This is a genomic window from Nostoc sp. (assembly GCF_036917815.1).
Classification (GTDB): domain Bacteria; phylum Cyanobacteriota; class Cyanobacteriia; order Cyanobacteriales; family Nostocaceae; genus Nostoc.
In genome coordinates, this window is sequence record NZ_JBALEK010000041.1 from 220,666 (window position 1) to 234,088 (window position 13,423).

Sequence of the window (13,423 nt, forward strand, 5' to 3'; positions counted from 1 at the left end):
TGTAACAGTTATTAACAATAGCCATTTGAACATACATTACCCGGATTTCTCACAAGTGAAAAAAATCATGGGAGTGAACAAAATTTAGGATGATTTAATTGATACATGATTAAATTGGATAAGTGAGCAGGATAAACCAAAGTAAAAACAGAAAGCTACAAGTTCTGTAATTAAGGTTAATCCTGCATCAGATGCTACTGTCTCACCCTTAAAATTAACTACGATTGCAGATGACTTTACTTGTTCAAATTTGAACTGTTACGGTATACAATCTGTTTTCTGAGAAGTCATGCTTAAAACTGCTGGAATTCATTTGCAATAGACATTTTGGCAGTTTTTGACTCCTCTTTTCTCTGGCTTTGTGAGAAATCCGGGTGTACGCTTCAAGTCCTTGTTAAGCGCAAACACTATTTTCTGGGCTATGTGGCATTAGGGAATGGTAAGTATCATCCCAACTTGAAGCTGATTAGGGTCAGATCCAATTACGGCTTTATTTGCATCGTAGATTTTTCTCCACGATTGTTCACTACCATCCCCGTAAAATTTTTGGGCGATCGCGGAGAGAAAGTCACCTGGTTGAACAGTATAGGTTCGACTATCAGGATGATTACCTACCCCATTATCTAAAACTGCCGTGACAGACTTTACACCTAAATTGATAGCTTCGCTGTTGGTATCAACAAAGATATCAATCTTGTTACCTTGAATTGCTGTACCCGTATCTAGTGCTGCGGCTTGAACCTGCCTTCCATCCCAAAGTATCAAGGTAAAGTTTGTTTTCAGGGCAATAACATTTGGGTCTATAGCGCACTGTAGATGCCCTTGACCACTAAGTGCTTCACCTAATGTAGATCCAAAAATGCCAGTCGCAGGTGCGTGTCCTTGTGTTTCTTCCCTGCTGTAAAATGTAGCTTGTAGATTCAATTGAGTAGACATGATTTTCTCATGAGTAGATTTTGGACATTTGAGAGCTTTATTTTCCATTTTTTTTGCTTGAAATTTTAGTTTCTATTAGAAAATAAAGCTTCAAACTTTGACTAATTAATAGTTTCAGAATCTGGCTTCGATAATTGTTTTCCAACAGTGACACAAGAGGGTTAAGATCAGTTATCCGGCTTAAGCTATTAACGCTAAGTTATTAAGACTTAGGGAATGTGAAGTACCCAATCTGGTTCGATGTGGTCTGGACCTTGTATTAATATCGTCTTATTAGCGTCTATCAGTGCTTGCAGTGGCACTCCAGCTTGCTGAGCTATCTTCAAAAGATTGTCACCTTCTTGTACTTTATAATCTTGACCACGTGTAACTGTCATAATTTTCTCCTTTGATAAGTTAAGTTTTTGGAAAAGACAAGGTTTAGCTTGCTTGCTAACCCTTTCGCTCTTTCTTAATATCAATACTATTCTTTAGTAATTGGATTGATAATTAACTATTTTTAGGTAAGAGACTAATTAAGTATTAAGTATTTTTAGATTATTCCCACAATCAAAAAATACGCTTATTTACAAATTGCATAATAAGCGTATCAGATGCGCGATAATATATTAGTTAATTAATTAGCGGCTAATAGTTAGGTAATATAGCTGTAGCCATAAACATTAGGACGTAGACTATAAGAGTTAGCATTGCATCCACCCTATCTGAATGGCAAAAGCTTATAGTGATGATTGATTTTCGGCGAAAAGTTATGCAAGCGATTGAATTGGATGGTCTCAAGAAGTTTAAGAAGTAAAAAGTAAAAAGATAATCCCCATAAATAAATTGAGGGGATTTAATAAGGACACCTTATTTCTCTCTACGAGACGCAATCATGCGAACGCGCTGCGCCACGACGCTCGATGACTCGCTTGCCGCCGGCGCTATCGTTATAAATGTTTTTATTTCATTCCATAAATAAATTTAGTTGCTCTCAAACCATTTTTCTTTTTCTTGATGAGTGCCTTTTTACTTTTTACTTTTGCCTTGTTCGGTGATGCAATAGAAACCGTTCTCCAGCAAGCAGCGTCCTAACTAAGCTGGCTACGGCTATATTTTAGGGTATCATTATAACAATGAGTGAGAACGCTGTATTTTTCTCCAAGCACAGGGAGTATTTTGATAGTAGTCTCGAAACTGACAGTAGAAATGATTGATATTTTGATAGCCTACTTTTAAAGCAATATCATCAACGGAGTCATTAGTTTCTAAAAGCAAGGTGCTTGCTTCTGCTATCCGACGCTCGATAATCCAATTATTGACCGTTTTCCCGGTAAGTTTTCGCACTAAGTCGGTTAAATAAGCTGAGGAATAACCAACTGCTTGAGCTACTTCTTTTAATCTAATACTTTGATGATAATTCACTTCAATAAACTCGAAAACCTTATGCAGTCGGGGAATGGATGGAAATATGGAATCTTGAGTATTTACTTTTTTACTTTCCTTGTTAGTAGAGGATTTTTCCTGTTTTAGATTAACCCTAACAAGACCATTTTCTGTAAAAGTTGCCATTGTTCTTTTCCTTTAAAAATTAAGGTTTTTTGAACATCAGGTTTAGCTTGTTCAATACCTTAGCCAAAATAAGAGGATGAAAAGAGAAAACCGATGTAATAGAGTTATTGTCTTCGCATAAATTTCCAAGCTTGGGTGCGATCACCTACGGTGGGCGCTTGCGCCATCGCAAATGTGGCTTTCTATATGTCCGTGAAATCTTAAAAATGCGAGACTGAAATCCCTGAGCCTATTTTATTAACCCAGATTTTTGCCAAGCTTAGTGGTAATGGTCGTGTTCATCCCGTTTCTTGTGGCATTGAACCCTCGTAAATTGGCAGAGGTATCGTTACTAACGTAATATCTATTAACCCAGTTTTCTGCGCGAATGCTACTCATACCCTTGATCTAGTGAATCTGCTTTACCAATATTTCGGGTATCTACTTTCGTGGGTAAAATTATTATAGAGAAGCGCAACAAGGATTAAAATTATTGCTCCAAAAAGAGTGGGAAACAGCAGAAAACTCCATACTGGTTTTGTCAGGTAAATAATAACTGGATTGGAGCCTGCTGGTGGGTGAGTTGTTCGGGTAAGCATCATCACAGAAATGGCAGTACCAACAGCTATAGCAACTGACCACCACGTTGCTCCAAAAAGCTTCAGACATACCAAACCAATAAAGGAACTCAAAAAATGACCTGCGAGCACATTTCGCGGTTGTGAAAAGGGCACATCTGGAAACCCAAAAACCAAAACGCAGGACGCGCCAAAAGAGCCTAGTACAAGTGCTACAGAAAATGTATTGCAGAGAAGCGCGATCGCACTGATTGCCAGAAATCCTCCTAACCAAGCAAGTATTATTGCTCTAGCCGAATGCTTAGGAGGTAGTTTACTATTATCTCCTTTGAACTTATAAAAAAAATTTATCCAAGACGCTGTTTTTCTGGTGCTACCAGTATCGCTGTTTGATTGCCTAAGCATACACATTCACCTCAAATTGTTAACTGCTTTGTACAGACTGGTCTGTATAAAAATGTCAAAAAAATAAATGGTTAATTAATTAACTGCTTAACTGCTTCTCGTGCAGCTTGAATAGCTTGTGTTGATCTATAAATTTGACTCTCAGTAATTGCTCCCTCAAACAGAATATAGATGAAATCTGCAAGCATTACTGTATTATTTTTCTTGGTTGAAATATTCAATCTGTCAACAAGTTGCCTAATGTAATCCTGCAAAGCATTTTTGTGATTTACAACCAAGAGCCGAATCTTACTGTCGGGTGACGGAAATTCCGAGGCGATGTTTAAGAAAGCACAGCCTCTAAAGTTGCTATCAGGTAACCATCCTTCTAAAAAAGTAAACAGGCTCAACAAACGTTCTTGGTGATCTTCATAGAGTTCAACCTCTTGCTGCAACCAAGAAAACCAATTTTGATGACGCTTGTGCAAGTACGCTATACACAACTCTTCTTTGGAGGAAAAATGGTGATAAAAACTTGCTTTGCTTACCCCTGCTTCCGTAATCACTTGATTGATACCAGTAACATGGTAGCCTTGCTCGTAAAACAGCCTAGATGCTGTTTGTAAGATTTTTGTACTGGAGTCACCAGATAAATTTCGTAAGCTCATAAAATAAAGATACTTTAGACAGACAAGTTTGTCTAGTACTAATCTGAATATTTTTCAATTTTCAGTGGGTAAGGCACAAGACTCGAAAAAAATTTCCCGCCGGATCATAAATATTTTAGGCATAGCGTTGATATATTAGCGCTTTTGACTGGAGGTCAAAAGCGACGGCGGAACTTTTTTTTATTGGATCTTCCTAAGCGCCTCCCCTACTAATAAGTCCTTGCGAACCTTTCCTGTCGCCGTCTTGGGCAAGTCGATGAAGAAAAACACTTGGGGTTGCTTGTAACAAGCAAGTTGAGACCCACAAAAATGGCGCAAATGTTCTTTGGTAAGGGCTTGGGAGTCTCCTACCTCCACAAAAGCCACCAAAAGGGTGTGGTTTTTCCCTAGCTCTTCGGGTGAGATCCCAATGACCGCCGCCTCTTTTACTTGTTCGTGTCGGCACAGCACATTCTCAATCTCTATGGAGGAAATGTTCTCCCAACCGTAATCAGTTTCTATATAGATTAAGTCCTTCAGGCGGTCTCGAATTTCTAGATAGCCATCTGGATGGATAATTGCCATGTCGCCGGTGTGGAACCACCCATCCCGAAAGGCTTTTTTGGTAGCTTCCAGATTTTTGTAGTAGCCTGTCGCTACTGTATTACCTGCCACAATCACTTCCCCCAAGGTACGACCATCCCAAGGAACGTCTCGTTTTGAGGCATCGACCACTCGCAATCCCGTTCCAGCATGGATGGTTGCCACTCCTTGACGGGCACGCTTAAGGGCACGGTTTGAAGCGGGCAATGCCTGCCATTCTTCTTGCTCCTGACAGACGACGTAGGGGCCGAAGGTTTCATTTAACCCATATTGGTGGATGAAATTGACCCCCATCTGATCTAATTGTTGGATCAGGGTAGGAGCAGGAGCAGATCCCCCCGTGGTAATCGTCAGCCCCCGAAATGCTTTTTTGTCGTTAGGGGCTGATGCCAGCGATCGCACAAGGCGAGGAGCACCAGATAGGTGGGTAATCTGGTACTGGGAGAGTGCCTGACTTATATCTGCAAACCCATCCCGGATTTGATCGCCTGGCAGGACAACTTGGGTAGCTCCCACGGCGACATTTGCCCAGATATGCCCCCACCCATTAACATGAAACATGGGGAGCAGCCACAGATACTTCGAGGCTCGGTTGAGTCCAATCATCAGCGCCTGCCCCAGTGCATTCAGGTAAGCGCCTCGGTGATTGCAAATTACCCCTTTTGGACGACCAGTAGTACCACTGGTAAAGTTGATGGCGAGGGGATCTAGTTCGTTGACAACGGTTTGATCCAGCCGAAAATCGCCATTTTCACCCGCCAGACAGGTTTCGTAGTCGAGGACTCCAGAATAGATTGGGTTGGCAGCGCTATTGATAACAATTACTTGTTGTAAGTGGTCAAGGGGAAGCTGAGGGTCAAGGAGGATTTTCTCGCTCAAGGAAGCATCCACAATTAAGACTTTCGCCTCGCAATATTCCAGCAGAGATAGGAGGTCTGGCGCTGCCAACCAAGGATTCAGCATGACGATCGCCGCACCGATGGCTGGAATACTGAAGTGGGCTTCGATTGTCTGTTGATTATTCTGTGTTAAGAAAGCAACGCGATCTCCATACCCCACCTGGAGTCGCTTTAGGACTTGTGCCAAACAGCGAGAGCGGTGCAATAGCTTGGCGTAAGTCACTATTCCATCAGGGTAGACGATCGCGCTTCGGTTAGGAAATGCCTGACCACTGCGCTCTAAGAAAGTAGTTGGACTCAAGGGTACATAGGAATGCATAGGTTCTCTTTTAATATGAACTGATATAGCGATCGTGGGATATGACGAAGGACGTGCAAAATTACCCATGTTGTAAAGTTTAGTAACACAAATTCTCAAAACCCACTTGCTTGGGATGCCGGAATGTATGCCTAACCAAAACAAAGAAACTACCATTGAAGATGCTGGTACTCTGACCATAAAATCAGAGTATTTCCCACTAATGACTATCCTGAAACAGGCTTAACATCTTCGTTGCCTGAAGCAAACTCGTTCCACAAATCAGGCCGCTGCTTGACCTTGATATAACGCGTAGCCAAAATGGTGCAGCCATTGATGGAAGCCATTGTATGAAAAGTGCTTGGTGAACGAAGTATTAACGATCCGGGCAAGAATGTGACACCATTCTCTATATAATCCCCAGTTAACACTAAGACCATTTCATATCCTATATGTTCATGCAAGGCAACAAATGCGCCTGCCTCATATTTAAGAATTGCGGCATCGGGACCTTGCAGGTCTTGATCTACCAGACTAAATATTGTGTGAATTCCAACACCTTTTCTAATCTCTGGTTGATAAGGTACGAACTCAAGATCATCGGGTAAGGAAACATTTTCCATGCCCAGAAACTTAATTACCCTGTCGTTGATGGAATTGTATGGGAATGGGTCGAACTTTACTTGCCCATTGCTCATCAATTGGCCTTTTCTTGGAATTGGGGCATCACTTTTGTTTGTGTCGTTGTATCCCAATGAGGGTATTTTTGACTTTTGGTTGTTCTTTAACATTTGCTTGCTCTTTATTTAAATTAATTGAATCTTTCTTTGTTCTTGGCTAAGAGGATGTTTGAAAAGTCAGACTTAAAACCCCGCTTCCATTCATTTCCCTCTTCAGGAGAGAGGCTTTGAAACCCCCATTTCTTCATAGAGAAGGCTTACTCAGGGGGTTAGGTTTGGGAGGTATTGCTGTTACCAACAATACTTTTCAAACATCCTCCATTCAAGCGACGGAGAGTCCTTTATTGGCTTGGTTACGGGTTTCTAAAATGCCCTTGAGAATGCCGTCATAAACTCCGGCTCTGGCTTCCAGCATCCGCATTGCACTAGAGAACACCTTTTGCAAGTCAAGAGAGGTGTGTATATAGGGTTTTCCGGCAGCAAACCACCCCTCACCGTGGTCTTCATCAAGTTCGCAATGAACGACAAAAAATTTCACCATCTCTTCACTCAAACCGCGACGGCGCAGGTGTGCCAAAACTCGGCGCTGTTGGAGGGGAATTGCCAATTCTAAAGCTCCCATCCCGCCAATGCCGTAATGAAGTCCATCGGCAAACCAGCAGAGGTTAATCTTGGTATTGAGCAAGTGGCAAGTCTCTGGGTTAATATCTTCGGAGCATGCTCCACCGAAGTAATCCATTAGGGGTTCAAATAAATTGGGGTGAGCCTGGGCGAAATCCCCCTGACCAAACTCGTCATAGAGATTGTGATAAAGTTCTTCGCGCATCTCAAAAGGCACAATCAGGCTGAAGGCGGCAACGTGCAGGTGAAAGCGTTGCATGTTGACTCGGTAATTGGCAAGGAAGTAGCGGACTTCTTCATCGCTCAAATCATCGCGATCGAACAACTTAAATAGTGGATGGTGGTTGACACGATGCTGGCTAATCTGCTCTTTTAGCCACGGCATGAAAACTTCAACGCAATCGAGTTCAGTGGGGAGTTGCTCTTGGGGTAAATATTGCTGCTCAACTTGCTCAATCAGGTGCCGAACTTCCCATTCTCTGAGGAAGCGGGGAGTTGCTAACCCAAATCCCTCTCGCATTAAGCGCAAGTTCATGTCAAATAAAAGGAACTGAATTTTTCGCCAAGCCAGACCTCCTTTATTTTGAAAAGCTTCATGTGCCAAATTTTCGACTTGCTCGATGGGATATACATACTGTTTAAGCACTTCCCAGGAATTGGTCTGTACTAAGTTAGATTTGACTGATAATTTTTCAGAGTAATTCAATTTCAACATTCTCTTTCTTCCTTGGTAAAATCGATGTGAATTTCTATTTTTTAGGAACTATGGTTATCAAGCTGCCATTGAGTTCCCTTTGGTTTGAACCTGATATATTTATCAAAACCCACTGCATACTGGCTTACCGCCTGAGGATTACTGACTTATTTCTGAGTTGTGACTGACTTTGAACGCATTAGTGGTAAAATTCATCAAGTCGTAATCAAACGAGCCATGCCAAGGTCGCTTAGGGTTCGTCAGCAGTTCATTCAGAAAGTCAAACTGGCAGTCAAACGTAACGGCTTTCCCAGCCAAAGAGCTTTGGCTTTTGATGTAGGGTTGGCTTTAGCTACAGTCAGCAACTTTCTCACAGGTAAGCCAGTTGACTATGTAACGTTTGAAGAACTTTGTCAGAAGTTGGCACTGTCGTGGAGAGAAATCGCTGATTTGGATTTGGAACTGCCATCCCAGACTGTAGATCAAGATAAAAAGACTGGAGCAGTAACCACTAATAATTATCAAAACTGGGGAGAGGCGATTGATGTCTCAGTTTTCTACGGGCGCACCGAAGAATTAGCTACGCTGAAACAATGGATTATTAATGACCATTGCCGACTGATTACTTTAATCGGTATGGGTGGAATTGGTAAAACAGCTTTGTCTGTAAAATTAGCGCAGCTTTTGCAAACCGAATTTCAGTACCTGATTTGGCGAAGTCTGCGTAATGCGCCACCAATTCATGAGCTTTTGAACAACCTAATTAAGTTTTTGTCCCATCAGCAAGAAACAACTTTACCAGAGAACTTAGACGATAAAATCTGTTGTTTGATAGAATATTTGCGTGCAGAGCGTTGTTTATTAGTCTTAGATAATGTAGAGTCAATTTTATCAAGTGACAAACGTGCAGGAGCATATCGCCAAGGGTATGAAGGATATGGAGAACTGCTCAGAAGTTTGGGAGAGACTGACCATCAAAGTTGTCTAGTGTTGACCAGTAGGGAGAAACCCAGAGAAATTAGGATTAAAGAAGGTATCAATTCTCCGATTCGTTCACTGAGGTTATCTGGCTTAACAGGGGGAGAAGGCGAGAAAATTCTCGCAGAAAAAGGCTTTTCGGTTTCAGAAAATGAATGTCAATCGTTGGTAGAGTTGTATGCAGGCAATCCTTTAGCGTTGAAGATTGTTGCAACTACTATTCATGAGTTATTTGACGGAAATGTTGCTCAGTTTTTAGAACAAGGAACCATTGTTTTTGGTGATATTTCGGACTTACTTGACCAGCAGTTTCATCGATTATCAACTTTAGAACAACAAGTAATGTACTGGCTGACAATTAATCGAGAATGGGTATCATTTAGGGATTTACAAGAGGACATTATTCCTGCTGTTTCACTCAGAGATTTGTTAGAAACTTTAGAATCTCTACAATTGCGCTCACTAATTGAGAAGACTGCTGGAAATTTTACTCAACAACCAGTGGTGATGGAGTATGTTATCAACAGCTTAGTTGAGCAGATTTGTCAAGAAATTCAAGTTGGAGAAATAGCCCTATTTGATAGTTGTGCATTAATCAGAGCTACTGCCAAAGATTATGTGAGAAATGCACAAATTCGGCTCCTCCTCAAGCCCATTGCAGATAAATTACTAAACCTTTTTGGTGTCCCAGAAAATGTGCAAAACTATTTGAATCAACTCTTATCAAAGCTGAAGTCTTTTGCCCCTCGAAAACCAGGATATGCGGGTGGTAATATTCTCAATTTACTCTGGCAGCTTAATATTGATCTGAGTGGCTATGATTTTTCTAACTTAACAGTTTGGCAAGCTTACCTACAGGATATGAATTTGCATCGAGTTAACTTCACCAATGCGGATCTGAGTAAGTCTGCTTTGACTCGAACTTTAGGGGGTGTTTTAGCAGCGACTTTTAGCCCAGATGGAAAACTATTAGGAACAAGCATTGATAATGAGATTTGGTTATGGTCTGTTGCAAACATCAAACAAATTATTACCTGTAATGGTCATACTGCTTGGGTACAATCACTTAGGTTTAGCCCAGATGGAGATATTTTAGCCAGTGGTAGCAACGACCAAACGGTAAAATTGTGGAATGTCAAAACTGGGCAATGTCTGAAAACTCTGCGAGGTCATACAAGTTGGGTGCAATCCCTGGCTTTTAGTCCAGATGGAGGAATTTTAGCCAGTGGTAGCAACGACCAAACGGTAAAATTGTGGAATGTCAAAACTGGTGAATGTCTGCAAACTTTGTTAGGGCATAGCAATCGGGTAATTTTTACTACTTTCACTGACAATGGACAAACTTTGGTCACTGGGGGTGAAGACGAAACTGTGAGAGTGTGGGATGTAAATACAGGTTCTTGCCTGCGAGTCCTAGTAATCCCCATCAATTGGGTGTTATCTATTGCTCTTAGCCCAGATGGGCAAACACTGGCAACAGGAAGCGATCGCACAACGGTAAAATTTTGGGATTTAGCCAGTGGTGAATGCCTAAATATATTACCAGATTACAACAGTCATGTGTGGGCAGTTGCTTTCAGCCCAGATGGTCAAACACTGGTGACGGGGAGCGAGGATAAAACTGTTAAAATATGGGATGTCTTTACAGGAAAATGTCTGCAAACTTTGTATGAGAATAGTGATTCACCTACAGGTGATAGCAACGCTTCACGTATTTGGTTGGTTGCTGTTAATCCAGATGGCCAAAGCTTGCTGAGTATTAGTGAAAACCAAACCATGAAGTTATGGGATATCCGCACTGGACAATGTTTGAGAACAGTGGATGGGTATATTAATTGGATATTATCCGTTGCTTTTAGTTCAGATGGTCAAATGTTGGCGAGTAGTAGCCAAGACCAACGGGTGAGATTGTGGGATGTGAAGACAGGACAATACCTGCGAACCTTACAAGGGCATACTAATCTGGTATCATCAGTTACTTTTGCTTCCAAAGACTTAGATGGTTATACAGGTGGGAAAAGCATAACGTTATCTGAAGATATTGGGAAGCAGCGAAAAAGTCAGATTCTGGCAAGTAGCAGCGACGACACAACTATCAAACTTTGGGATGCAAGTACAGGAGAGTGTTTACAAACACTTTGGGGACATGATAGTTGGGTACATTCTGTTAGCTTCAGTCCAGATGCACAAATTTTAGCAAGTGGCAGTCGTGACCAAACGGTAAAGCTTTGGGACTGGCATACGGGAGAATGTCTGCATACCTTGCAAGGACATATTCATGAAGTAAAAACAATTACTTTCAGTCCCTGCGGTAAAATCTTAGCAAGCGGTAGTTATGACAACACTATCAAACTTTGGGATGTAAGTACAGGAATTTGTTTACAAACCTTGTCAGAACACAGTGATTGGGTTTTATCTGTTATGTTCAATCTCCGTGCAGATATCCTTGCTAGTGCCAGTGGAGACCGGACTATTAAGTTGTGGGATGTTAATACGGGGCAATGTCTACAAACGTTGAAAGGTCACACATATCGAGTTAGAACAATTGCCTTTAATTTAGATGGCAAGATTTTAGCTAGTGGCAGTGACGACCAGACTGTTAAATTGTGGGATACCAGTACAGGTATTGTTCTCAAAACATTTCAGGGACACCACAAAGCTGTACGGTCAATTGCCTTTAGTCCTAATAGCCCGGTGTTAGTTAGTAGTAGCGAGGACGAAACCATGAAGCTTTGGGATGTTGAAACAGGCAAATGCCTAAAAACCATCAGAATTGATAGACCCTATGAAGGTATGAATATTAAAAATGCAAGTGGTTTAACAACACCTCAGAAAAACACATTGAAAGCTCTTGGTGCAGTAGACAGAGAAGAAGATGCTATTATTCTCACATAAGGGTTAATTATTATACAATTTGGGTGCAAAAAACGGTATGGAAAATCAAGAACCTAAAAAAACTCCTGAAATAACAGTAGAATCTGATCATTTTCCAGCAATAGATAGAGGCGCTGACATTGAATCTGATGCATCAAGTCATCAAAATATCAAAGTAGAAAGTAAAGGAACTAAAAAAGCTCCTGAAATAACAGTAGAATCCGATCGCTCTCCAGGAACAGATAGAGGCTTATAGCCTGCTTCTGAAACAAGTACCAAAACTAGCACAAAATAGCGATCGCATTTTTGTAGTTAGAGTTTTTGGTTTTTGAATGGCGATCGCAATTTCGCTTATTAAAAGCTACCAGCCTCTTATCCTTGCAATCCGGGTGTTTGATAAACTCGTGCTGGGAAATTTTCTAAAACATCAGTTTCACTGTTACTAGACTCATGTGCAGGTGCTACATCTTCCTCTGGTAATGGCAACATCCGCGCTGCTGACTCAATCCGTTCATGTAATGCTTGGGTGAGCGTTTTAATATCAGGAATTATCACTTGACTTGACAAAGCAGGTTTAACTTGTGTGTCCCAAAGAGCCTCACTATCATGCGCCCGTTTTTCATCGGCTTTGGACACTGGAATAATTAAAGGATAAGGAATAGAAGCTTCTCCCTCTGAACTGTAACCAGGACTGGTAATTACGCACTTGCCTTGAGGAAATTTCAAAATTTCGTCAGCACTGATTACAGGCATTGTTTGCAAATTCTCACTCCAGCTAATTGAACGGCTCATTTGTCCGCCAAGCGATGCCTGCGGCGGGCTACGCCTACGCCCTGTGGTACGATTTTTAATCAGCACTTCCTTCTCACCGTAACGCTTTGAGTAATCCTCAGCCGTTTTGTAGTTACCAGGATTGAACAGAACATGGGTACTACAAGCAGAAGCGATACCTTCGGTGAGCTTCGCTAACGCACTCCCCATTTTATCCCCATAAATATCGTAAAGTTGCTCTAAACTTTGGATACCCAGAATAAAGCAGGCACCATTGGAACGATATTCATTAATCCATTGAGGTAAACGGTCTAGCTTATTACCAGTACCACTGATTTGCAACAACAGTATAACGAACAGTATTCCACCTACCATCATCCAACCTTGGGGATTGTTATACTGTTGAAACAACTTGCCAAAGTCAATGCTAGCCAGAGGTTAAATCTAGGGTTTCAAACAACTCTAATCGCTCCAATCAATCTACTGCCAAAACTGCTGCTTCTAATCCCAAAGCTAATACCAAAACTCAAGTGCGTCGAATTGCAGCAGGTGTGGTGTTAATTCGGTTATTCGGTTTATCTCCAAATGATAGGGCAGAAATTATTACCAATGCCATTAATAAACACGCAGATGCTCTGTATACTTTGAATAAATTTCAGTTTTATTTAGTTAATGTGTGGCTAGATTTGAGTATTTTCGCTATTTATTTATAATCGGAAACAAGCTGAATGTCTTACGTGAATTTACGTAATTAAATATTAAAGTGTTTAAAATTTTATGATTTTACGTATGTAGCCAATGTTTCGCAAACTCATTCCGTTTGGCACAAATTACGGTTTGGGTGCTGCATTTGGATGTTTACCTGCGCGTTCTATTAAGGCCTCCCAATCCCGATTTACCCGACGATTTTTGGCTATTACTAAGGGACTT

At 41.2% G+C, this 13,423-nt stretch carries 12 protein-coding genes; 3 read left to right on the forward strand and 9 right to left on the reverse strand.

The window, feature by feature from the left end; translation table 11 throughout:
- Positions 1-429: 429 nt before the first annotated feature.
- From V7K97_RS11850 to V7K97_RS11885, 8 genes are all read right to left on the reverse strand, one after another.
- Entirely contained in the window at positions 430-936 is a 507-nt protein-coding gene (locus V7K97_RS11850; RefSeq protein WP_334801114.1) for a 3D domain-containing protein, read from the reverse strand.
- Between the two features lie 209 nt (positions 937-1,145).
- Complete coding sequence (locus V7K97_RS11855) at positions 1,146-1,313, reverse strand: LysM peptidoglycan-binding domain-containing protein (protein WP_334801115.1); 168 nt, start codon at positions 1,311-1,313, stop codon at positions 1,146-1,148.
- 730 nt (positions 1,314-2,043) lie between these two features.
- Entirely contained in the window at positions 2,044-2,487 is a 444-nt protein-coding gene (locus V7K97_RS11860; RefSeq protein ID WP_334801116.1) for a helix-turn-helix domain-containing protein, read from the reverse strand.
- A gap of 401 nt (positions 2,488-2,888) precedes the next feature.
- Entirely contained in the window at positions 2,889-3,449 is a 561-nt protein-coding gene (locus V7K97_RS11865; RefSeq protein ID WP_334801117.1) for an HPP family protein, read from the reverse strand.
- A gap of 71 nt (positions 3,450-3,520) precedes the next feature.
- On the reverse strand, positions 3,521-4,096 hold the full coding sequence (locus V7K97_RS11870; protein WP_334801119.1) for a TetR/AcrR family transcriptional regulator: 576 nt from the start codon (positions 4,094-4,096) through the stop codon (positions 3,521-3,523).
- A 180-nt stretch (positions 4,097-4,276) separates the two neighbouring features.
- Entirely contained in the window at positions 4,277-6,076 is a 1,800-nt protein-coding gene (locus V7K97_RS11875) for an AMP-binding protein (protein ID WP_334801120.1), read from the reverse strand.
- A 26-nt stretch (positions 6,077-6,102) separates the two neighbouring features.
- On the reverse strand, positions 6,103-6,666 hold the full coding sequence (locus tag V7K97_RS11880) for a cupin domain-containing protein (RefSeq protein ID WP_334801121.1): 564 nt from the start codon (positions 6,664-6,666) through the stop codon (positions 6,103-6,105).
- 211 nt (positions 6,667-6,877) lie between these two features.
- On the reverse strand, positions 6,878-7,891 hold the full coding sequence (locus tag V7K97_RS11885) for an iron-containing redox enzyme family protein (RefSeq protein ID WP_334801122.1): 1,014 nt from the start codon (positions 7,889-7,891) through the stop codon (positions 6,878-6,880).
- 159 nt (positions 7,892-8,050) lie between these two features.
- Here V7K97_RS11885 and V7K97_RS11890 point away from each other — a divergent pair, with 159 nt between their 5' ends.
- Complete coding sequence (locus tag V7K97_RS11890) at positions 8,051-11,743, forward strand: NB-ARC domain-containing protein (RefSeq protein ID WP_334801123.1); 3,693 nt, start codon at positions 8,051-8,053, stop codon at positions 11,741-11,743.
- A gap of 37 nt (positions 11,744-11,780) precedes the next feature.
- Positions 11,781-11,978: a hypothetical protein gene (locus tag V7K97_RS11895; RefSeq protein ID WP_334801125.1), complete on the forward strand. Its 198-nt coding sequence runs from the start codon at positions 11,781-11,783 to the stop codon at positions 11,976-11,978.
- A 116-nt stretch (positions 11,979-12,094) separates the two neighbouring features.
- Here V7K97_RS11895 and V7K97_RS11900 read toward each other — a convergent pair whose 3' ends face one another.
- Positions 12,095-12,904, reverse strand: a complete 810-nt coding sequence (locus tag V7K97_RS11900; protein ID WP_334801126.1) for a TraM recognition domain-containing protein — start codon at positions 12,902-12,904, stop codon at positions 12,095-12,097.
- 119 nt (positions 12,905-13,023) lie between these two features.
- On the opposite strand from V7K97_RS11900, the gene V7K97_RS11905 reads away from it, so the two are divergent.
- A complete protein-coding gene (locus V7K97_RS11905) occupies positions 13,024-13,206 on the forward strand; it encodes a hypothetical protein (protein WP_334801128.1) in 183 nt (60 codons plus the stop codon).
- Positions 13,207-13,423: the final 217 nt, after the last annotated feature.